The sequence below is a fragment of the Paractinoplanes brasiliensis genome (genome assembly GCF_004362215.1).
Lineage (GTDB): Bacteria > Actinomycetota > Actinomycetes > Mycobacteriales > Micromonosporaceae > Actinoplanes > Actinoplanes brasiliensis.
The window spans coordinates 6,282,646-6,304,290 of sequence record NZ_SNWR01000001.1; the positions used below are offsets into that span (position 1 = coordinate 6,282,646).

At 70.8% G+C, this 21,645-nt stretch carries 13 protein-coding genes; 7 read left to right on the forward strand and 6 right to left on the reverse strand.

Features of this window, described 5'->3' with window-relative positions:
• Positions 1-11 precede the first annotated feature (11 nt).
• The 4 genes from nhaA (C8E87_RS28575) to C8E87_RS28590 form a co-directional block, all read right to left on the reverse strand.
• Entirely contained in the window at positions 12-1,874 is a 1,863-nt protein-coding gene (gene nhaA / locus C8E87_RS28575) for a Na+/H+ antiporter NhaA (protein WP_133875941.1), read from the reverse strand.
• Positions 1,875-1,944: 70 nt separating this feature from the next.
• A complete protein-coding gene (gene nhaA / locus C8E87_RS28580) occupies positions 1,945-3,231 on the reverse strand; it encodes a Na+/H+ antiporter NhaA (RefSeq protein ID WP_133875942.1) in 1,287 nt (428 codons plus the stop codon).
• Positions 3,232-3,330: 99 nt separating this feature from the next.
• On the reverse strand, positions 3,331-4,941 hold the full coding sequence (locus C8E87_RS28585) for an efflux permease Rv1217c-related protein (RefSeq protein ID WP_133875943.1): 1,611 nt from the start codon (positions 4,939-4,941) through the stop codon (positions 3,331-3,333).
• Complete coding sequence (locus C8E87_RS28590) at positions 4,938-5,825, reverse strand: ABC transporter ATP-binding protein (protein WP_438866196.1); 888 nt, start codon at positions 5,823-5,825, stop codon at positions 4,938-4,940. The genes C8E87_RS28585 and C8E87_RS28590 overlap by 4 nt, the downstream gene beginning before the upstream one ends.
• Before the next feature lie 541 nt (positions 5,826-6,366).
• Between C8E87_RS28590 and C8E87_RS28595 the strand changes: the two genes are divergently transcribed.
• Genes C8E87_RS28595 through C8E87_RS28605 form a run of 3 tightly spaced genes read left to right on the forward strand, consistent with a single transcriptional unit; the run spans position 6,367 to position 13,379 of the window.
• Positions 6,367-9,072 (forward strand): trypsin-like serine protease, encoded by a 2,706-nt coding sequence (locus C8E87_RS28595; protein WP_166661270.1) that lies wholly within the window; start codon positions 6,367-6,369, stop codon positions 9,070-9,072.
• Positions 9,073-9,114: 42 nt separating this feature from the next.
• On the forward strand, positions 9,115-13,032 hold the full coding sequence (locus tag C8E87_RS28600) for a hypothetical protein (RefSeq protein ID WP_133875945.1): 3,918 nt from the start codon (positions 9,115-9,117) through the stop codon (positions 13,030-13,032).
• 11 nt (positions 13,033-13,043) lie between these two features.
• Positions 13,044-13,379: a hypothetical protein gene (locus tag C8E87_RS28605; RefSeq protein WP_133875946.1), complete on the forward strand. Its 336-nt coding sequence runs from the start codon at positions 13,044-13,046 to the stop codon at positions 13,377-13,379.
• A gap of 77 nt (positions 13,380-13,456) precedes the next feature.
• Here C8E87_RS28605 and C8E87_RS28610 read toward each other — a convergent pair whose 3' ends face one another.
• The gene (locus C8E87_RS28610) at positions 13,457-14,911 is read right to left on the reverse strand and encodes a PepSY-associated TM helix domain-containing protein (protein WP_133875947.1); all 1,455 of its coding nucleotides are present in this window, start codon (positions 14,909-14,911) and stop codon (positions 13,457-13,459) included.
• 230 nt (positions 14,912-15,141) lie between these two features.
• Here C8E87_RS28610 and C8E87_RS28615 point away from each other — a divergent pair, with 230 nt between their 5' ends.
• Positions 15,142-16,605 carry a cobyric acid synthase gene (locus C8E87_RS28615; RefSeq protein ID WP_133877136.1) on the forward strand — a complete coding sequence of 488 codons (1,464 nt, stop codon included), beginning with the start codon at positions 15,142-15,144 and terminating at the stop codon, positions 16,603-16,605.
• A 27-nt stretch (positions 16,606-16,632) separates the two neighbouring features.
• On the opposite strand, the gene C8E87_RS46445 is transcribed toward C8E87_RS28615, so the two are convergent.
• Complete coding sequence (locus C8E87_RS46445) at positions 16,633-16,755, reverse strand: hypothetical protein (RefSeq protein WP_279536872.1); 123 nt, start codon at positions 16,753-16,755, stop codon at positions 16,633-16,635.
• Between C8E87_RS46445 and C8E87_RS28620 the strand changes: the two genes are divergently transcribed.
• The 3 genes from C8E87_RS28620 to C8E87_RS28630 all read left to right on the forward strand — a co-directional run bounded on the left by C8E87_RS28620 (position 16,754) and on the right by C8E87_RS28630 (position 21,627).
• Positions 16,754-17,311, forward strand: coding sequence for a dihydrofolate reductase family protein (locus C8E87_RS28620; protein WP_133875948.1), 558 nt, complete (start codon positions 16,754-16,756; stop codon positions 17,309-17,311). The two genes, C8E87_RS46445 and C8E87_RS28620, sit on opposite strands and share 2 nt — an antisense overlap.
• Positions 17,312-17,779: 468 nt before the next feature.
• On the forward strand, positions 17,780-20,215 hold the full coding sequence (locus C8E87_RS28625; protein ID WP_133875949.1) for a non-reducing end alpha-L-arabinofuranosidase family hydrolase: 2,436 nt from the start codon (positions 17,780-17,782) through the stop codon (positions 20,213-20,215).
• Positions 20,216-20,253: 38 nt separating this feature from the next.
• Positions 20,254-21,627 carry a poly(ethylene terephthalate) hydrolase family protein gene (locus C8E87_RS28630; protein ID WP_203721007.1) on the forward strand — a complete coding sequence of 458 codons (1,374 nt, stop codon included), beginning with the start codon at positions 20,254-20,256 and terminating at the stop codon, positions 21,625-21,627.
• Positions 21,628-21,645 lie beyond the last annotated feature (18 nt).

The window sequence follows — 21,645 nt, forward strand, 5'->3', positions numbered from 1 at the left end:
TGGCGATTTCCTCATGACGCAACGACTTCGAGCGCCCGTTCCACGGCGGCGCTCACCTCGTCGAGCGTGCCGTCGACTCGGGCGCCGTTGAGGAAGAATGTGGGCGTGCCCTCGGCGCCGCTGTCGTGGGCGCTGCGCACGTCGGCCTCGACCTGGGCGGCGATGACGGCTGTGTCCAGGTCGACGAGGAAGCGGGACACGTCCAGACCGGCCGAACGTGCGATCTCGGCCAGCGCTCCCTCGTCGAGGTCGTCGGCGGCGAGCAGCCGGTCGTGGACGGTCCAGAAGTTGTCCTGCGCGGCGGCGGCTTCGGCAGCCTGGGCGGCTCGGCGAGCGTACGGGTGGATGTCGTCCAGCGGTAAGTGCCGCCAGACATACCGTAGGCGGGCCGGGTGCCGGGTGAGCAGGCCGGCGATGACCGGAGCGGCTTGGCGGCAGTACGGGCACTCGTAGTCGCCGAACTGGACCAGTTCGACAGGGGCGTCGAGCGGGCCTCGGTGGTGCTCGCCGGAGGCTTCGACCGCAGGTTGGAGGAGGGTGGTCTCGTCAGGTGCGGTGCGCCGGCCGGTCAGCCGGAACAGCAGCCAGCCGAGGCCGGTCGCGGCGACGGCGGCGGCCAGGATGCCGATCTTGGCTTCGTCGCGGACCTGCTCATCGGTCAGGGCCAGTTCGGCGATGAACAGCGACACGGTGAAGCCGATGCCGGCCACGGCGCCGACCGACAGCACCTGCGGCAGGCGTACGCCGGAGGGCAGCCGGCCCAGGCCCGTACGCACGGCGAGCGCCGAGGTGCCCCAGATGCCCAGCGTCTTGCCCACGACCAGGCCGGCGAACACGCCCAGCGTCACCGGTGAGGTGACCGCCCGTGACAGCACCTCGGGGCTGAGCACGACGCCCGCGTTGGCCAGCGCGAACAGCGGCACGATGAGCAGGCTGCTCCACGGCCGCAGCAGGTACTGCAGCCGGTCGTTGGACGACACCGCACCCTGCGCCGCGATCGACAGTGTCCGGGCGGCTTCCGGGCCGGGCTCGCGGCGGAACTTCCGCAGGATCCGCTCGAGCCGGTCCAGGTCGGCTGTGCGGGCCAGGAATGCCGGGGTGAGCAGGCCGAACGCCACCCCGACGATGGTCGGGTGCAGCCCCGACTCGACGGTAGCCACCCACAGGGCGACACCGACGACGAAATACGGTGTGGCCCGCCAGATCCCGGCGGCGCGCATGGCCAGGACGACGCCGAGCAGGGCCGCCGCGGCCAGCAGGGGCGCCAGATGCAGCGATTCGGTGTAGACGACCGCGATGACCAGGATCGCGCCGATGTCGTCGACGACTGCGAGGGTCAGCAGGAAGACCCGGACGTTGGCCGGGCAGCGGGGACCGATCACCGCCAGGACGCCGAGGGCGAAGGCGATGTCGGTGGCCATCGCCATGCCCCATGCGTGCTGGGCCGGAGTGCCCACCGTGATGACCGCGAAGACGACTGCCGGCACCACCATGCCGCCGCCGGCGGCCAGGATGGGGACCAGCGCCGCTCGGCGGTCGCGCAGATCGCCGAAGCTCAGTTCGCGGCGGATCTCCATGCCGGCGAGCAGGAAGAAGAACACCATCAGGCCGTCGTTGACCCAATGGCGCAGGTCCTCGGCGAGGTGCGCGTCGCCGAACCCGATGGTGAACTCGGTCCCCCACATCGCCTCGTAGCTGCCGCCGGGGAGGTTGGCCCAGACCAGTGCGAGCACGGTGGCGGCGAGAAGTGCCGCGGCGCCGCGGGTCTCGGTGACCAGGATCGTCCGGACCCGGTGGTCCAGGCGAAGTGTCCGGTCGGTGCGCGGTAGCTGCCCGCCCTCGGAGATGCGGCGCACGATGCCGGCAACGCTCATCGTCGCGGTCCTTGGTGACGGCGGAGCTTCCGCATCAATTTTCCTGTACCCCTTGACCGCCGCGTTCGGCTCACTGCTGGTAGACGTCGGGAATGTTGTCGCGGTTACGGTCGACCTGCTCGGCCTCGTACAGCTGCCGGTAGGTGCGGTTGCGCATCCGCAGAACAACGGTGGCCATCAGCGCCGCGGCCAGCGAGCCGAGCAGTACGGCGACTTTGACGTGATCGTCGCTTTCGCTGCCGGTGCCGAAGGCGAGTTCACCGATGAGCAGGGAGACGGTGAAGCCGATGCCGCCGAGCATGGCCAGGCCGACGACGTCGATCCAGGCCAGCCCGGTGTCCATCTTGGCGCGGGTGAACCGGGCGGTGAGCCAGGTGGCCAGGGTGATGCCGATGGGTTTGCCGACGATCAGGCCGGCCATGATGCCCAGGGCGATCGGGTCGGTGATCGCCGAGGTGAGTCCGTCGAAGCCGCCGACGGTGACGCCGGCGGCGAAGAACGCGAAGATCGGGACGGCCACGCCGGCGGACAGGGGGCGGAAGCGGTGCTCGAAGTGCTCGGCGAGTCCGGGGCCGTCGCCGCCGTCGTGGCGCAGAACTGGCACGGCGAAGCCGAGCAGCACGCCGGCGACGGTGGCGTGCACTCCGGATTCGTGCACCAGGGTCCAGGCAGCGAAGGCGAGCGGTAGCAGCAGCCACCACGAGCGGACGCGTCGCTGCACCAGCAGGGTGAACAGGCCCAGGGGCACGAGCGCGGCCAGCAGCGGAATGATCGAGAGGTTGGCGGTGTAGAAGACCGCGATGATGAGAATGGCCAGCAGGTCGTCGACCACGGCCAGGGTCAGCAGGAAGGTGCGTAGCGCCGAGGGCAGGAACCTGCCGATGACGGCGAGCACGGCCAGGGCGAAGGCGATGTCGGTGGCGGTGGGGATGGCCCAGCCCTTGAGCGCGCCGCCAAGGTTGAGCACGACGTAACAGAGCGCCGGCACGATGACGCCACCCAGAGCGGCCGCGACGGGAACGGCGGCCCGTCGGGGGTCGCGCAGGTCGCCGGCGACGAATTCGCGTTTGAGTTCCAGGCCGGCGACGAAGAAGAAGATCGCCAGCAATCCGTCGGCGGCCCAGGTGCCCAGCGAGAGGTCGAGGTGCAGCGCGGACGGGCCGATCTTGTAAGCGACCAGGGCGTCGTAGCGTTCGGACCAGGGGGAGTTGGCCCAGACCAGCGCTATCACCGTGCCGAGCAGCAGCAGGACGCCGCCGATCGTTTCCTTGCGCAGGACGTCGGCGATGCGGCGGGCTTCGGTCCACGATCCGCGGCTGAAGAGACGAGGTGCCTGGGTCACAGGTCGGGCTCCCATTTTTTGGGGTCGGGTCAGCACTTGCCGACCAGACTTCCCGGCGCACCAGGAGTTACCCTACCGGGTCGGCGGCGGGTGCGCTGTGATCCAGGTTGTACGTCAGGATCGCAGGTCGCGGGACCGGTAACCTGCGATACCGGCAACTGTCAGGGCCACGGCCACACCGAGCATGACGGCGGTGGGGAGCCAGTCGACGCCGGTCAGGGGCACGGGCGCCAGGTGCGCGTAGGGGGAGAGGTCGCGTACCCATGCCGGCGCGGCGATGCTTTCGGCGGTGACGAGCAGCAGGAAGCCGCCGAGCGTGGGAAGGCCGCCGATGACGCCCACCCATCGGGGCGCCCAGCCGGTCGCCAGGACGGCCGCTCCCAGACCGATCAGGATCACCGGCGTGGTGTTCCACACGCCGTGCAGGGCCGCCGTCACAGGGAGGTCGCCACCGATGGCCTTGACTCCCGCCCACGTGGCCAAGCCGGCCACGGTGACCAGCAGGGCGGCGGCCACGGCGGCCGCGGTGATCTCAGCGCCGATCAGCCGGGCCCGGCCGACCGGCTGAGCGGCCAGCAGGGCGAGCCGGCGGTCTGTCTCCGCCGCAACGAACTCGCCCATGCGGACGGCGGTGAAGCCCCCAACGGGCATGGCGAGCAGCGCGAACAGCGTGGCGGCGAACCCGGCGACACTGCCGAGTCCGGTGAACCCGGCCTTCTCGGCCTGGCCGGCCAAGGCGGGGTTGTCGGCCAGGAACTCGGTCACCGAAACCGCGGTCAGCCCGATGAGCAGGTAATAGGCGCCGATGCCGAGCGCCCAGCCGGACAACACCCGCACCACTCGTCGCACCGCGAAACCTTCCACGCTGCCCAGCAGGCGCAGCCGGGGCCGGCGACGGGTTTGCCCGGCGACCAGCCCACCGCGTACCTCGCGTCGTCCGGCGGCTGCGACCGCCGCCAGCGTCACGACGACGGTCGCGGCCAGCAGGACCAGCAGGGGCGCGACCCAGTTGTGCACGTACGGGCCGCTCAGCGCGGCCAGCCCGAACGGGGACAGCCAGCGCAGCCCGCTCAGCGAATCCACCCCGTCGCCGATCATGCGGGCGAGCAGCGTGACGCCCAGGACCGCGGCGGCTGTGCCAGTGGCCGCTGTGCGAGCGGGAAAAATCTGCGCGGCCAGGGTCGCGGTAGCGGCGAAGAACAGCCCGACCAGGCCGGTCCCGATACCGTGCACGAGCGCTCCGGACGGTGCTGTGCCGGCAGTCACCAGCGCGCCCACGATCACTCCGGCGGTGACGACCGAGACCATCATGACAGCGGCCAGATGCCGGACCACCGCACCCTTCAGCGTGACGCGGCCGGACAGCAGGACGTCCCACCGGCCGGCGTCCTCCTCACCGCGCGTGATGCGGGTGGTCGCCAGAATGGCCCAGGCCCCCAGGAGCACCGCGGTGACCGTGCCGACTCGCCACACGGTGAACCCGCCGGCCGTGTCGAGACCGATCGGCTCGCCGAACAGCGTGCGGACAGCCGGGTTGGCGGCGAGAGCTTGCAGGCTCCCGGCGGCGGCCGGGTCGGCCATCACCTGGTTGAAGGTGGTCGCGACCAGTGCGGTCATGCCCCCGGCCAGGACCGTGACGATGAGCCCACTGGGGCGGACCTGGCGGACCGCCAGACCCGTCACCGCCCGGCCGGGAGCCGGCGGGCGCACGACGGCGGTGCTCATCGGCCGGTCTCCGTGCCGTAGTAGTCGAGGAAGATCTCCTCGAGACTTGGTTCCCGTACCGCCAGGGCGGTTACCTCGGCCGTGGCCAGGCAGCGCAGGGCAGGCGCGGGCGGCCCGGTCAGGGTGAACCGCAGCCGGCCGTCACCGGTGGCAGTGACCGCCTCGACACCCGGAACCGGGCTCAGTTCGGGCGCCGGACCGGTGAAGGAGACGGTGACCTCGGAACGGTGCAAGGCCCGCAACTGGTTGATGGTGGCGACCTCGACGAGACGCCCGGCCCGCAGGATGGCGACCCGATCGCAGACGGCTTCGACCTCGGCGAGCTGGTGTGAGCTCAGAAAGACGGTCTGCCCCCGGTCGCAGGCCTCGCGGACTGCCGTGCGGAATTCGCGCTCCATGAGCGGGTCGAGGCCGCTGGTCGGCTCGTCGAGCACCAGCAGCGGCGCCCGGGTGGCGAACGCGGCGATCAGGGCGACCTTCTGCCGGTTGCCGGTCGAATAGGCGCGCGCAGGCTTGGCCGGGTCGAGGTCGAACCGCTCGATCAGCTCGTCGCGATAAGCAAGGTCGGTGCCCGGCCCGGTGCGGGCCTGCAGATGCAGGATCTCGGCTCCGGTGAGCTGCGGCCACAGCGCCACATCGGCCGGCACGTAGGCCAGCGACCGATGGGAGCGGGCGACGTCAGCGGCGTCGACACCGAACACTTCGGCGCGCCCGGCGCTCGGCCGGGCCAGGCCGAGCAGCAGCCGGATCGTGGTGGACTTGCCGGCGCCGTTAGGGCCGAGAAAGCCGAACACCTCACCAGGCCGCACGTCCAAGTGCAAGGCATCCAACGCGGTCAGAGCGCCGTAGCGCTTCGTCAAGCCAGCAGCGCGCAGCGCAGGAATGTCGGTCACGGGTAAGCCTTTCCGTCGGCATGGATCACTGACTGCCGACCAGGCTTCCCGGCGCACCTGTCGTCACCGTACTACCGCTTCGACCCCGGAGAAAGTTCGCCGCGCCAACGGACGGGATGGCCGGTGATCGATCATCGCGGAGTCGCCCGGCCTGCGGTTCCCGTACGTCAGCCCGGTGTGGCTGATCGGACGCCATGTCACCAGCAGCGATGGCAAGCAGTTCGCCGCCCGCGCCTGGTCACGCGTGCGGGGACGCCGCCACCCCGCTTGCTCATTCGCAACGCGACGACTGCTTCGGCCGGGACGTTTCAACCGCCCGGCCGGAGGCGCCACCCGCGCTCTTTTTCTTCCGGACGCGAATACGGGCGAATCGCGGGAGCCTTCGAGGGAGATCAATTGACGTATTGATGCTCGTCACGCTCCTGCGAGGGGCCTGAAAGGCATTTCCGCGCGCCGGAGGCGGGGTTGTCCGTCGATGCGCCGCGCTTTACCTTCCCAAGTCACGGCATCGACAGCACGGGGGTGCATCTCAATGCGTACGTTTCTGCCTGGGCGCCGAAAACTGTCCTGGTTGACGGCGGCCGTGGTCGCTGTCGCATCAGGAGTGCTCGTGGTCGGCGCCGCCACGGCCGAGGCGGCCGACGGCCAACCGGTCCTGGCCGACGATCTCCCCTATCCGGGCGCGGCGCAGATCCTCGCCGAGCAGAACGTCCGGCTGATCGCCGGTGACGGGCACATCCGGCTGGTGAGCTGCGCGACCCCGGTGTCCGGCGACATCGGCCTGGTGAAGGTCTACACCACTGACGAGGCGATCGGCGCGGACGGCATCGGCCGGGTCTGCTTCCGGGTCTCCGGCCCGACCGGGCTGCTCACCCTGCAGGTTCCGGGGGTGTACGAGATCCGCGGTGACGGCCTTCGCACCGGCGCCGGACACGAGATCAGTGCCGACCTGCGCACCGACGACGGCGAAGCAGTCAGTGTCGAGGTCGACCCCGACGGCAGCACCCAGGTCGGCCTGGGCGCCGACCCGCACGGCTCACCGACCACGCTGCTGCGGCTGGTAGTCGCCGACAACGGCCCGGCCGGCGCGCTGTCGTCCCATCCGTTCGTCGCGAGGGTGCTCGCGGGTGACCGCGGCTGCGCCGGGGTCCTGATCGCACCTCGATGGGTGGCTACCGCCAAGGGCTGCTACGGCGACGGCGCGGTCACCGCCGGGGCGCCGCCGCAGGAGACGCATGTGGTCGTCGGGCGGGCCGACCTGCGCAACGGCGGCGGCCACACGTCCGAGGTGGTGGAGGTCGTGCCCCGGGCGGACCGTGACCTGGTCCTGGCCCGGCTCGCCGAGCCGGCCACCGGCATCACTCCGATCGGCCTGGCCGACACCGCGCCGGGGCCGGCCGCGACGGTGCAGGCCGCGGGGTACGGACGCGGAGCTGACGGATGGCCGGGCGACCAACTGTGGCTCGGAACGTTCACGGTCACGGGCACCTCGGCCGGCACGGTCGAGCTGGCCCGAGCGGCAGGCACCACGACCAGTACCTGCTCCGGCGATGCCGGCGGGCCGGCCTTCGTCGAGGTGGACGGTGAGTACCGGTTGGCCGGCGTGCATTCGCGGTCGTGGCAGACCGGCTGCGCGGGCGTGACCGAGAGCCGGGACGTGGCCGTCACCACGCGCACCGACGACATCGCCGGCTGGATCCGGACCCAGACCCTCGACGCCTGCCGGGCGCCGGTGGAGGAGGGCTTCACGGCGCTGCGTGAGGACGGGAGCGCATCGGCGAGCCCGTGGTCCGTGGTCGGCGCCGGCAAGGTCACCGAGGCCCAATGCGAGCTGTCGCTGACAGGCGGCGCCGCGCTCGCGCAGTACACCGCGCGGCGCATGCCTGCCGCGTACACGCTGCGCCTGGACTTCAACCCGGCGGCCGCGGACGCCGATGCCGGTGTCGTCGTCGGCCTCCCGCGCGTCACCGACGCTGCCGGCACCCGGGGTGTCCCGGTCCGGACAACCACCGGCGGCACGGCCGGCGCCTCGGCCGGAGTCTGGAACGCGCTGGAGATCACGGTGGCACAACGGCGGGTCACGGTGCGGATCAACAGCACGCTCGTCGACGACTTCACCGTCAGCGACCCGTCCCTCTTGCTGGCCTCCGGCTTCCTCGGGCTGCGGGCCGATGCGGCCCACCCGAAGGTCCGGTTCCGCAACCTCCGGGTACGCGCCGACCAGCCCGGCGTTGACGCCGGCACGGTTCCCGTGCTGTACAACTACAACAACGCGTTGACCCGGATGTTTCTGTTCCAGGGCGTCGGCGGCCCGCAGGCGGCCGCCCCGCGGCTCGCTTGGGATTCCGGCACCGGTAACTGGGAGGCCGCTCGCACCCGGCCGATCTCGGGCGACTTCGACGGCAACGGCACGACCGACGTGGCCGCCTTCTACAACTACGGCAGCGGCCTCAGCCGGCTGTTCCTGTTCCGCGGCGTCACGGGCACCGGTGTCGCACCGGTCCAGGTGTGGAGCTCCGCGGCCGGCGGCTGGGACTCGAACCGGATGAAGGCCGTGCCCGGGGACTTCGACGGTGACGGCAAGACCGAGATCGCGGCCTACTACAACTACGACAACTCGCTGACCAGGCTGTGGCTCTTCGACAACATCGACACCGGCACGACGGCCCGTCAGGTCTGGGACTCCGGCGTGGGCGCCTGGGACTGGAACCGGATGAAGGCCGTGCCCGGGGACTTCGACGGCGACGGCAAGACCGAGATCGCCGCCTACTACGCCTCCGACGGCGCCCTGACCCGGCTGTTCCTGTTCCGCGATGTCGCCGGATCCACGGTGCCCGTCACCCAGGTCTGGGACTCCGGTGCGGGCGCGTGGGAGGGCAGCCGGCTCACCCCGCTGCCCGGCGACTTCGACGGCGATGGACGAACCGACATCGCCGCGTTCTACGACTACGGCAACGCGCACACCCGGCTGTTCCGCTTCACCGATGTCGCCACCGCGGCGAGCGTGGCGCAGGCCTGGGAAGGCGGCCCGAACAACTGGAACGCGGCCAAGGCCAAGGCCGTGACCGGCGACTTCGACGGCAACGGCAAGTCGGACCTCGCCGCCTTCTACGACTACGGCAACTCCCAGATCAAGCTGTGGCGGTTCACCGCCGTCGACGCGACCGCCCAGCCCGCGCAGGCGTGGGACTCCGGTCCCGGTGCTTGGGAATGGCCGCGGGTGCTGACCGCCGGCTGAACCGCCGCTTGGCACTGATGCTCGTAAGGGGATGGAGTCGTCATGACGCGCTTTTCCACGCCCGCGCCGGTCCGCCGCAGCCTCATCGCCGTGCTCGCCGCCCTGGCGGTGTTCGCCGGCCTGCTGCGCGCCGCACCAGCCCGGGCCGAGGACCCACCGATCACGGCCGACCGCTCGGCGGTGTTGCTGGCCTGGCAGGACGGCGGCGCACAGGTGCGCCGCGCCGCCGAGGCCGCGCTCACCGGTGGCGACGACCAGATACGCGCCTTTCTCGACGGCGGGGCCGCGCGGGCCCAGCGGCAGGACGAGCGCGACGCCGTCCTCGCCGCCATCGGCGACAGTGGCCCGGCCGTGCGGGCCGCGGCCCGCACGGCGCTGGACACCGCTGACGATGACGTCCTGGCCGCCTTCCTCGACCACGGCTGGCGATCCGCTTCCGAGATCGACGCCCGTGTCCGGGTCAACCAGCTCATGGCCGTGGGTGGCGACCAGGTCAAGCAGGCCGGTCAGCAGGCCCTGGACTCGGAGAGCCCGGCGAAGCTCCGTCAGTTCTTGGATACCGGCTGGCAGGCGCAATGGCAGACCGATCAACGGCTACGGGTCAACCAGGCCATGCAGACCGGCGGCCCGGAGGTCCGGACGGCCGGCCAGCGGGCCCTCGACGCCGGCACGGCCGAGGCGCTCGAGTCCTTCCTGGAGTACGGCTGGGCGGTCGCCGCGTCGTGGGACGAGGAGACCGCAACCCTGACCGGGCTGCTCGCCCAGGCGGAGGCCGCCGGAACGCTGGCAGCCCAGGAGACCCAGCGGGCCACCGAGGAGGCCGAGAAGGCCCGTGCCGCGGCCGAGGCGGCTCGTAAGGCCGCAGCCGAGGCGGCCGCGGCGACCGATGCCGCCCGCAACGACACCGCCGAGGCCGCAGCCCAGGCGAAGCGGGCCGCGGACGCCGCGCAGAAGGCCGCCGCCTCGGCGAAGGTGGCGGTGCAGGCCGCCGCGGCCGCCAATCGGGCCGCCCGGGCGGCGGCGACCGCCGCCCAGCGTGCCGCGTCGGCCGCGTCACGCGCCGAGCAGGCGGCGACCAGCGCCTACCGGGCAGCCGCAGACGCCGCCACGGATGCCACCAAGGCCGCGACCGCCCGGCAGGCCGCGCAGACCGCCCGCGACATGGCCAAGAAGGCCCGCGAGTTCGCGGACACGGCAGACCAGGCCGGCAAGGCCATCCAGGCCGGGCACAGCGCGGTCGCCGCGGCGAAGTCCGCCGCCCAGCACGCGAAGGAAGCCGCTGCCGCCAACGACCAGGCGGTCCAATACGCCAAGAACGCCGGTGCCGACGCGCGGGAGGCCATCGCCGCGGCGGCCCGGGCCCGGGCCAACGCCGAACGTGCCGTCCGGGCCGCCAACGCCGCGGAGGGCTACCTGCAGGTGGCGATCGACGCGGCCTTCGCCTCCCGCGACGCCGCCCGCCGCGCTGCCGACCACGCGGAGGCCGCCGCAGTGGCGGCCATCGAAGCGGCCGAGCACGCCGGCGAGGCGGCCGAGGCGGCCAACCGGGCCACCGCCGCGGCCCAGGCCGCGACCACGGCCGCCACGGCGGCCGTCGGCACCGCGGCCCAGGCGCAGATGGTCTTCGACGCGGCCCGGGTCGCCGACGCCGAGCGGCTGGCCGTCGTCCGCGATGAAGCCCTCGAGGACGCCCGCGCCGCGAGCGCCGAGTACGACGCCCAGCGCCGGGCTGCGGACTGGGATGCCGGCCAGTACGCGCAACGGACGGCGGAGACCAACCGCCTGCTTGCCTTGGCGCAGAACCCGGCCACCGACCCGGCGATCGCCGTAACCAGCGCACGCCGGGCCGCGCTGGCCATCGCGAGCGGTCCCGGCGCCTGGTCGCGCCAGGCCGCCCTGGGCGCCCTGACCGGCACCGACGCCGAGGTCCTGCAGTACGCGCGGACGGTAGTGGCCACGGCCGCGGCCCAGGACGACCGCGCCGCGGTGATGGACATCGGCATCTCCGACAACCCGAAGCTGGCCGCTGCCGCAAAGGCCGCGCTGGCCGGCAGCGACGCCCAGGTGTCGCAGTTCCTGCAGAGTCAGAGCTATCCGGGCCGCTACACCGACGACCGGCTCAAGGTCAACCAGATCCGGGCCGCCGCCGTCCGCGACAACGACGTGGTCCTGGCCCAGGCGGCACAGGCCGCCCTGGACGAAGAGACCCTCGCGGCCCTGCGCGGCTTTCTGGACGACGGGCAGTACACGGCGGCCGCGACCGGGCAGCGAGTCCGGGTCAACCAGATCATCAGCGACCCCGGCAGCGGACCCGAGCTCAGAGCAGCCGCCCAGGTTGCGCTGGACGGGCCGCCGCCGGCGCTCGCCGAGTTCCTCGACACAGGCCGCTACACCGCGATCGAGCGGGACGCCACCGCGGCCGCGCACATCGTCCAGGTCGCCGGGATGGTGCAGCGCATTCACCAGATCGCCGAGACGGCGGTCGGCGACGCGTTGCAGGCGCAGTCGATGGCGGCCCGGGCCCGCGGCGACGCCGTCGCGGCCGTGAACTACGCGAACCAGGCAGCGCAGTCGGCCGAGCAGGCCGCACAGTACGCGAACCAGGCCAACACCTACGCGAACCAGGCAGCGGCCTCGGTGCAGAAGGCCGCCGACGCGGTCGCCACGGCGCGCGCCGCCGCCACCCGGGCGGTGTCGTCGGCGCGCAGCGCGGTTCGTTCCGCGTCTTGGGCCGTGGCGTCGTACGAGAGTGCTGTCGCCTCGGCCGAGAAGGCGCAGACGTCGGCCAAGGCCGCCTACGACTCGGCGGTGGCGGCCGGCAAGGACGCCGACCTGGCCGCCGCCGCGGCCAACGACGCGTACAACACGTATCTCTTCGAGCGCAACTCGGAGCTCCTGGCCTGCCACGCCGAGTATGCCGAAGGGCCGGCCCCCGAGCTCGAGAAGCTGCTGACCGGCCAGAGCGGCAAGTGGTGGAAGAACTGCGCGGCGAACGTGATCGGCGACCCCGCCGAGCTCGCCAACCGGGCGTACAAGAACGCCGGTTTCTGCGGCATCTATCCGGAGAACAGCCGGCTTTACCAGAACTGCCTGCATTCCGTGCTCGACCCGGCGTTCAGCGGCATGCAGCCGCTGCTCTTCTTCGCCGAGGCGGTCAAGGGCATGATGGCCATGCTCGCGCCGGTCGCCGTCACCGTGGTGGCCGGATGCATCGCCACTGTGGTCTGCGGGATCGTGGCGGGAACCCTGCTCACCCTGGGGGACGTCGGGCTCAACGTCTTCAAGCACATCAAAGGCGACCAGTCCCTCGCTGACACCCTGCTCCACATCGGACGCGTCGCGCTCGAGTCGCTCATCTTCGTCGGTGTCGGCAAGCTGGTCAGCGCGGGCTTCCGCGCCCTCAAGGGCCTGTACCTGGCCGGCAAGGCCGCGAAGGCCGCCGAGGCCGAGCTCCAGCTCGCCAACCTGTCCCGGCTGAAGATCGTCGGCCTGCCGCCCTGCCTGCGCGCGATGGCGAAGGCCGCCGCGGCGCCCAATTGCACATCCCTGGTGCCCTACAACCTCGATGAGCTGAGCCGGCGCGCTTTCGCAGCCCGGGGCGAGGCCGGCTTCCCGGCGGGCAGCATAGAGTTCCCCGGCGGTAACGTGGCAGTGGCTCGGGTCGAGGGATACGACGGCCTGATCGTGGGCTTCAGCCGGGGCAACGGGTTCCATTCCGAGGACGACATCCTCGCGCAGATCGAGGAGCTGAAGAAGACCAACCCAGGTCTCGGAAAGATCACCGCGCTCTACAGCGAACGCCAGCCGTGCCCGGTCTGCGCCGGCAAGCTGCCCGCCTACCTGGCCCCCGACGCCAAGATCACCTGGTCGGTGCCGTGGGGTGACAATCCGATCATCAACGACTCGGCCAACAAGCTGCTCGCCTACTTCATCGCCAAGGCCAGCAGGGCCACCAGCTAGAGTCGCCTCCCATGACTGGTTCTCTGTCGGCGGGCGACGTCGAGCGGGCGCTGCGTCTCGCCGGCCTGCCCGCCCGTGTGCTCGGCGACGACGATCCCGGCGGCTTCAGCGTCCAGGCGTCCGGCAGCGTGGTGCTGGTCGCCTGGACACCGGCCGAGGAACTGCTGGCCGGGGCCGCGCAGGCCATGCTGACGGACCCCGGGTCCCCGGCACTCGAGCACCTCGGCCGGGTCACCGGCATCATGCGCCAGGCGATGATCGACATCCTGCGGTCGGCGGGACTCGACGCCCAGCCGGTTACCGGCGAGTACGGCCCGGGCGACGTCGAGGTGCGCGGCAGACTCTGATCCGGCCGGGCCGCACCGGCGTGAAGGGTCGTCGTAAGAGCAGTCTGCGGCCTGCTGACCTGCCGTGGGCGGACTGGTCAGCTGCCGGCAGGGGCGGGGGAGACAGGCGCCTCCGGCGGCTTGCGGCGCCCGCGTACGGCTCCGGTGATCAGGTCGAGGGCGAGGAAGGCCAGCAGCGGGATTCCGAAGAGCGGGAGCGCGAATCCCAGGGCGATCACGGCGGGGACGCCGACGACAATGCCCCAGGGCGGCAGCTGCTGCCATGCGCCACGAGCGGGTGGGGCTCCGAATGTTGCGCGGCGGTCGGCGCGGGTGGGGCGGCGCTGCCACCACATGCGGTAGCCCCAGACGATCACGGTGATGAGGCCGAGGGCGAGGGCGGCCAGGATGATCTGGTTGGCCGGGCCGAACAGCAGGCCCATGTGAGCGTTGATGCCCCAGGAGGTGAGCTTGGCCGGCACCGGCCAGTCGGCGAAGTCGACCCGGTCGGTGACCTGGCCGGTCGTGTCGACGGCGACGCTGTCGCTGCGGACCGGCCACAGCGAGTCGTTCTGGGTGACTTTCCACGCGGTGGCGGCGTCCTCGGGCGGGTTGATCTGCACCGGTCCGTCGAGTCCGGCGGCGCGGGCGCCGGCCAGGACGGTGTCGACAGCCGCCACGTCGACCGCCGTGCCGGCGCCGGAGTTGCCGTGGTGGGCCGCGGTGTCTGCTGGGGCCCTGCTGTCGAGGGCGGTGTTCACGGCGGGCCGGCTGCCCTTGAGCGCGTCGACCGCCGCGCTGAAGTTGGCGCCGGCGTAGCCGGACCAGGTCAGGCCGGTCGCGGACAGGACCAGCAGGCCGGCGAGCAGCCACACTCCGAGGGAGGCGTGCCAGCTACGGGTGCGGCGTACCCCTTTCTTCGCGGCGAGGTCGGGGGTGAGCAGTCGCTTGGCGGTGCGGTTGCCGCGCTGCCGTCGCCACCACAGCACGGCACCGCCGAGGGCGAGGATCCACAGCCAGCTGGCGGCGAACTCGGAGTAGAGCTCGCCGGGCTTGCCCAGGTGCAGGTCGCGGTGGAACTGGTCCAGCCAGGTGTTCAACGGTGTCGCGTTGGCCCAGGTGGTCAACTGGCCCGTGACCTCGGCGGTGTACGGGTCGACGTAGACGGTGTGAACCTTCTCCGAGGCCTCGCTGAGCTGCGGCGAGGAGAAGTCGACCTGGGTGGTGGCTTCGCCTTCGCCGACGCGTACGCCGATCAGGTCGCCGTCGGGGTGTGCGGTGCGTGCGGCTGCGACCTGCTGCGCCAGCGGCGTGGGGGTCTCGCCGGGGTCGGTGACGACGAGTTCCTCGCTGTAGACGATCCGGTCGAGAGTCGGCGCCATGGTGAACATCAGGCCGGTGATGGCAGCGACCAGGATGAACGGCGCGACCAGGAGGCCGGCGTAGAAGTGAAGACGTAGCAGCAGCGGCCCGAAGCCGTGCCCGTTGGCGGGACGTCGTGTCGCGGCTCCGGCCGCGGTTGCGGGTTCGGAGACGTCGGGGGCGCTGACCATCGGCTGTCCTCGGGGGTGTCGGGGCGCGCGGGGCCGCGCCGGCATCCAGGGTCGGGGTGAACCCCGCGGCACCCGGGAGTTCAGAGCAGTAGTCGTCGAGGGACACGCCTCAGTTCCCGGCGAATTTCATAGATGTGTGCCAATCGATGCACCGGGGGCGGCGGCCGGGCGGATGAGCGGGAGGCGATACTGGGGCGGTGGAGGGACAGGCTCGCCGAACCGGGCGGCTCATGGTGGCGGGCACGACGTCGGACGCCGGCAAAAGCCTCGTGACGACCGCGTTGTGCCGGGCGTTCGCGCGGCGCGGTGTCCGGGTCGCACCGTTCAAGGCGCAGAACATGTCGAACAACTCGATGGTGTGCGCTGATGGGGCCGAGATCGGTCGTGCCCAGTGGGTGCAGGCGCTGGCGGCGGGCGCGGAGCCGGAATCGGCCATGAACCCGGTGCTGCTCAAGCCGGGTGGGGACCGGCGCAGCCACGTCGTGGTCATGGGCAAGCCCGCGGGTGAGATCAGCAGCCGTGAGTTCATCGGTGGCCGGACGCATCTGGCCGAGGCCGCGTACGCCGCGTACGACGATCTGTCGTCGCGTTACGACCTCGTCGTCGCCGAGGGGGCCGGCAGCCCGGCGGAGATCAACCTGCGGGCCGGTGACTACGTGAACATGGGCCTCGCCCGGCATGCGGACATGCCGGTGGTGGTGGTCGGCGACATCGACCGTGGTGGTGTCTTCGCTGCGTTGTACGGCACAGTGGCGCTGCTCGAACCGGCTGATCAGGCGCTCATCGCCGGGTTCGTGATCAACAAGTTCCGCGGTGACGAGACGTTGCTCGCGCCTGGCCTGCGGCGGCTGGAGGAACTTACGGGACGTCCTGTCGTGGGCACTCTGCCCTGGAGATCTGACGTGTGGCTGGACTCCGAGGACGCGCTCGACCTGCAGGGCCGGCGCGGCGTCGCCGCAAGTGACCTGCGGGTGGTTGTCGTACGGCTGCCCCGTATCAGCAACTTCACCGACGTCGACGCGCTCGGGCTGGAGCCGGGCGTGGACGTCGTCTTCACCGCCGACCCGCACGACCTGGCCGGCGCCGACCTCGTGGTGCTGCCCGGAACCCGGGCCACCATCGCCGATCTTGCCTGGCTGCGCTCGCGTGGGCTGGACCGGGCGATCGTCCGGCACGCCGGAGCGGGCCGTGCGGTGCTGGGGATCTGCGGCGGGTTCCAGATGCTGGGCCGGCACGTGCACGATCCCGGCGGTGTCGAGACCGACGGGCCGGCGAGCGTGCCCGGCCTGGGCCTGTTGCCGGTCGAGACGACATTCACCGTACGCAAGGTGCTGCGTTTGCCGCGGGGGGAGGCGCTGGGAGCGCCGGCGTGGGGTTACGAGATCCATCACGGTCGCATCACCCGCGCGGCCGGAACCGCCGAGTTCCTGGGCGGCGCACGCGACGGCAACGTGCTGGGCACGATGTGGCACGGCAGCCTGGAGTCCGACGCCTTGCGTAGTGCTGTGCTCGAACTCGCCGCGACCGCGAGCGGCCGGTCGTTCACGCCGTCGGGTGTCAGTTTCGCCGCGGCCCGGCAGGCGCGGCTGGATCTGCTTGCCGACCTGGCGGAGAAGCACCTGGACGTCGACGCGTTGCTGACCCTGGCCGAGCGGGGCGCTCCCGCGGCGCCGGTGATCGGACCTTACGCGTAAGGGGCCGGCTCCTGACGGCGTAGCCGCTCAGCGCCGGGCCGGGAGCACGGCGCCGAGCGCGGCGGCCGCGTAGGGCGGGCCGGTTTGCCGGGCTCGCAGGGAGTTCCGGCACGTCTTCGGGGGTGGCTCGCCGATAGACTTCGCGGCCATGGGACTGTTGATCTTCAGCCTGAACGTCACCCTTGACGGTTGCGTCGATCATCAGGAGGGGATCGCTGATGATGAGACGCATGCCTTCTTCACCGGGCTCATGGACGAGGCCGGAGCGATGCTCTGGGGCCGCGTCACCTACGAGATGATGGAGGACTACTGGCCGGCCGTCGCCCGTGGTGAGCAGGAGGCGCCGCCGGCCGTCCGCGAGTGGGCGGTCAAGCTGGAGACCAAGCCCAAGTACGTGGTGTCGTCGACCCGCACGGATTTCCCGTGGACCAACAGCCACCACATCACCGGGGATCTGGGTGAGGGTGTGCAGAGGCTCAAGGACGTTACTCCGGCCGGGGTCCTCCTCGGCAGCGGCAAGCTCGCGACCGAGCTCGACCGGCTGGACCTGATCGACGAGTACCAGCTGCTTGTCCACCCCAGGATCACCGGCCACGGGCCGACGTTGTACCAGGGCGGGCTGCCCGCCACGCGCCGGCTCGAGCTGATCTCGGCGGCGCCGCTCAGCAACGGCGCGGTGGCCATGCATTACCGCCGCGCGCGCTGAATCGCAGGGGTTCGTCGCCGCCGGCCGACCGGCGGCGCCGAATCAGTTCGCCCGAACCCGCGATGACGCGGCCGCCTGTCTGAAAGTTTCCAGGCGGAGCCGGTACTTTCGGCATGGGAACCTTTGTGAACTTTAACATCGATGGCCTCCCGTCAATGGGCGTGGCCGGGCGGCTGTCGATCTTCCGGCAAGAAACGCCTTGATGGACGGAAACTCCGGACTCTCGATGAGACATTGACCACTGGCTATGTCCGAGGGTAACGTTCACCGAAAGTTGCCGGAATGTTTCGGAACCCCGCCTCCGTGGCTCACCTACCCCCGCAGCTTGCGGTTGACGGCGGACATGCCTGACGGTCTCGCCCCGAGCCGTCTCCGGAAACCGGCACGCCCACAACCGAGAAGACAGCCGCGCCGCCACCATGCGTCCCGGTTGCGTCCCCCTGAGCGCGAACAAAGGAAGGTGACCTGATGGCAGTCAATCCCCCGGCCGGCGCGGCGCGAGGTCGGCCGCTGCGTCTGCGGCTGTTGCTCAGTGGGGCGGTCGCGGCCGTCACCGCTGCGGGCGTGGCCATGGTGATGCCGAGCGCGAACGCGGCCGAAAGCACGTTGGGTGCCGCGGCGGCGCAGTCGGGCCGGTATTTCGGCACGGCGATCGCGGCGTCGCGGTTGAGTAACTCGCAGTACTCGACGATCGCGGCGCGTGAGTTCAACATGATCACGGCCGAGAACGAGATGAAACCGGACGCGTTGCAGCCCAGCCGCGGGCAGTTCAACTTCAGCTCCGGTGACCAGATCTACAACTGGGCCACCCAACGCGGTCTGCAGGTACGCGGCCACACCCTGGCCTGGCACGCGCAGCAGCCCGGCTGGATGCAAAGCCTGAGCGGCAGCGCCCTGCGCCAGGCGATGATCGATCACATCAACGGCGTGATGGCCCACTACCAAGGCAAGATCCGCGCGTGGGACGTGGTCAACGAGGCGTTCAACGAGGACGGCAGCCGCCGCTCGTCGAACCTGCAGGGCACCGGCAACGACTGGATCGAGGTGGCGTTCCGCACGGCCCGGGCCGCCGACCCGGCGGTCAAGCTGTGCTACAACGACTACAACATCGAGAACTGGTCGTACGGCAAAACCCAAGGCGTCTACAACATGATCCGCGACTTCAAGTCCCGGGGCGTGCCGATCGACTGCGTCGGGTTGCAGACCCACTTCACCGGTGGCAGCTCACTGCCCAGCAACTTCCAGACCACCCTGTCCAACTTCGCCGCCCTGGGCGTGGACGTGGCGCTGACCGAGGTCGACGTCACCAACTCCTCCACCACCCAGTACGCCGGGCTGACCCAGGCATGCCTGAACGTGCCCCGCTGCATCGGCATCACGGTCTGGGGCGTACGCGACAGCGACTCCTGGCGCGCCAACGAGAACCCCCTGCTGTTCGACGGCAACGGCAACAAGAAAGCCGCCTACACCTCAGTCCTCAACGCCCTCAACGCCGCCACGCCCACACCCACGCCGACCGGCCCCACTCCCACCCCCACCGGGTCGACGCCCAGCCCGCCCGGCGGCGCGAACGAGATCAGGGGCACGCAGTCGGGCCGGTGCATCGACGTGCCGAACGCCTCGCAGAGCAACGGCACGCGGGTTGCGCTGTACGACTGCAACCGGCAATCCCAGCAGCAGTGGACGTACACCTCCGACAAGCAGCTGAGGGTGTACGGGAGCATGTGCCTGGACGCCGCCGGGTCCGGCAACGCCTCGGCGGTGCAGATCTACAGCTGTCACGGCCAGGCCAACCAGCAGTGGAACGTCAACTCCAACGGCACCATCACCGGCGTGCAGTCCGGACGCTGCCTGGACGTGTGGGGCACCGGCAACGGCCAGCAGGTACAGCTCTACGACTGCCACGGCCAGGCCAACCAGCAGTTCAGGCTGGTCTCGCTCGGGGGTGGAACGACGTCGCCGACACCGACCGTCTCACCCACGCCGACGCCGGGTGAGACGTGCGCGCTGCCGTCGAGCTATCGCTGGTCGTCGACGGGTGCGCTGGCCGAGCCGAAGAACGGCTGGACGTCGTTGAAGGACTTCACCAACGTGGTCTACAACGGCAAGCACCTGGTGTACGCGTCGAACGTGAACAACGGCTCGTACGGGTCGATGAACTTCGGCCTGTTCGACGACTGGTCGCAGATGGCCTCGGCCGGCCAGAACCCGATGAACCAGGGCACCGTCGCACCCACCCTGCTGTACTTCGCGCCGAAGAACATCTGGGTGCTGGCCTACCAGTGGGGCCCGACCTCGTTCAGCTACAAGACCTCGACCGACCCGTCCAACGCCAACGGCTGGTCCAGCGCGCAAACCCTGTTCACCGGCACCATCGCGGACGCCCCGTACGGGGTCATCGACCAAACCCTGATCGGGGACGGCCAGAACATGTACCTGTTCTTCGCCGGCGACAACGGCAAGATCTACCGGGCGAGCATGCCGATCGGCAACTTCCCCGGCAGCTTCGGCGCGAACTACACCACGATCATGACCGACACCCGCGACAACCTGTTCGAAGGCGTCGAGGTCTACAAAATCGCCGGGCAGAACCAGTACCTGATGCTCGTCGAAGCCATCGGCAGCCAGGGCCGCTACTTCCGCTCGTTCACCGCCACCAGCCTCAACGGCACCTGGACCCCCAACGCCGCCACCGAGAGCAACCCGTTCGCGGGCAAGGCCAACAGCGGCGCCACCTGGACCAACGACATCAGCCACGGCGACCTGGTCCGCACCAACCCCGACCAGACCAAAACCGTCGACCCGTGCAACCTGCAACTGCTCTACCAAGGCAAGAACCCCAACGCCGGCGGCGACTACAACAACCTGCCCTGGCGCCCGGGCCTGCTCACCCGGCAACGCTGACAGTCGCACTTGTCATTGACAGCAGAGGAGGACCCACGATGCATCCACCCGACATCGGCGCCACTCCCGCTCACGGGCCCGAGGCGGCGCGACCACGCCGCCGGCGTCCGGGCATGCTCCGCGCCTCGATAGCGATCGGCGTGGCCGTGGCCGCCACGGTGCTCGCGACCAGGTCGGCGTCGGCCGCTGACAACCCGTACCAGCGAGGTCCGGATCCCACCGTGGCGAGCATCGCGGCCACGTACGGGCCGTTCGCCACCGCGCAGGTCAACGTGGCGCCGGGCAACGGCTTCAACGGCGGCACCATCTACTACCCGACCGACACCAGCCAGGGCACCTGGGGCGCGGTGGCCATCGTCCCCGGCTACACCGCCCGATTCGCCGACGAGGAAGCCTGGATGGGGCCGCGGCTGGCCTCGTTCGGCTTCGTCGTGATCGGGGTGGAGACCAACAGCACCACCGACTGGGACACCGCCCGCGGCACCCAGTTGCTGGCGGCGCTCGACTACCTGACGCAGAGAAGTTCCGTACGCGATCGGGTGGACGCGAGCCGGCTGTCGGTCATCGGCCACTCGATGGGCGGCGGCGGCGCCCTCCACGCGGCTTCCCAACGGCCGTCGCTGAAGGCCGCGATCGGTCTCGCGCCCTTCTTCCCCTCCGGCAACCTGAACAATGTCCGGGTGCCCACGTTGATCCAGGGCGGCCTGAACGACACGGTGGTGACCCCGTCGTACCTCGATGGTCTCTATCCGGGTCTGCAGTCCGGCACCCCCGGAGCGTACGTGCAGTACAGCGGCGCCGACCACCTCTTCTGGACCAGGGCGAACAACATCGAGCTGCGCACGCTGATCCCGTGGCTGAAGATCTTCGTCGACAGTGACACCCGGTACTCACCGTTCCTGTGCCCGGGGTTGCAGGACTCGGCCCAGGTCGCCCGGTACACCGCAAGATGCTCGCTGATTCCCTCCGGCACGCCGTCCTCGCCCACCGTCAGCCCGACGGTGACGCCGCCGGTCACCACTGCGCCGCCCAGCGCCGGCGCGCTCAAGGGCAGGGCCAGCGGGCGCTGCGCCGACATCACCGGCTACGGCACCGCCGACGGCACGCGGCTGCAGCTGTACGACTGCACCGGGCAGTGGAACCAGACGTGGAACTACACCGGCAACACGCTCGTCAACCCGCAGAGCGGCAAGTGCCTCAACGCCGGCAGCGACGGCACGTCCGTGAACCTGTGGACCTGTAACGGCGGCAACGCCCAGAAGTGGACGTTGCAGGGCAACGGCAACCTGGTCAGCACCGCCTCCGGCAAGTGTCTCGACGCCATCGGCCAGGGCACCGGCAACGGGACGGGGCTGCAGATCTACAACTGCGTCGCCGGCGGCCAGGGAAACCAGCAGTGGTCGCTGCAGTGACCCGGTGATCGAGCGCGG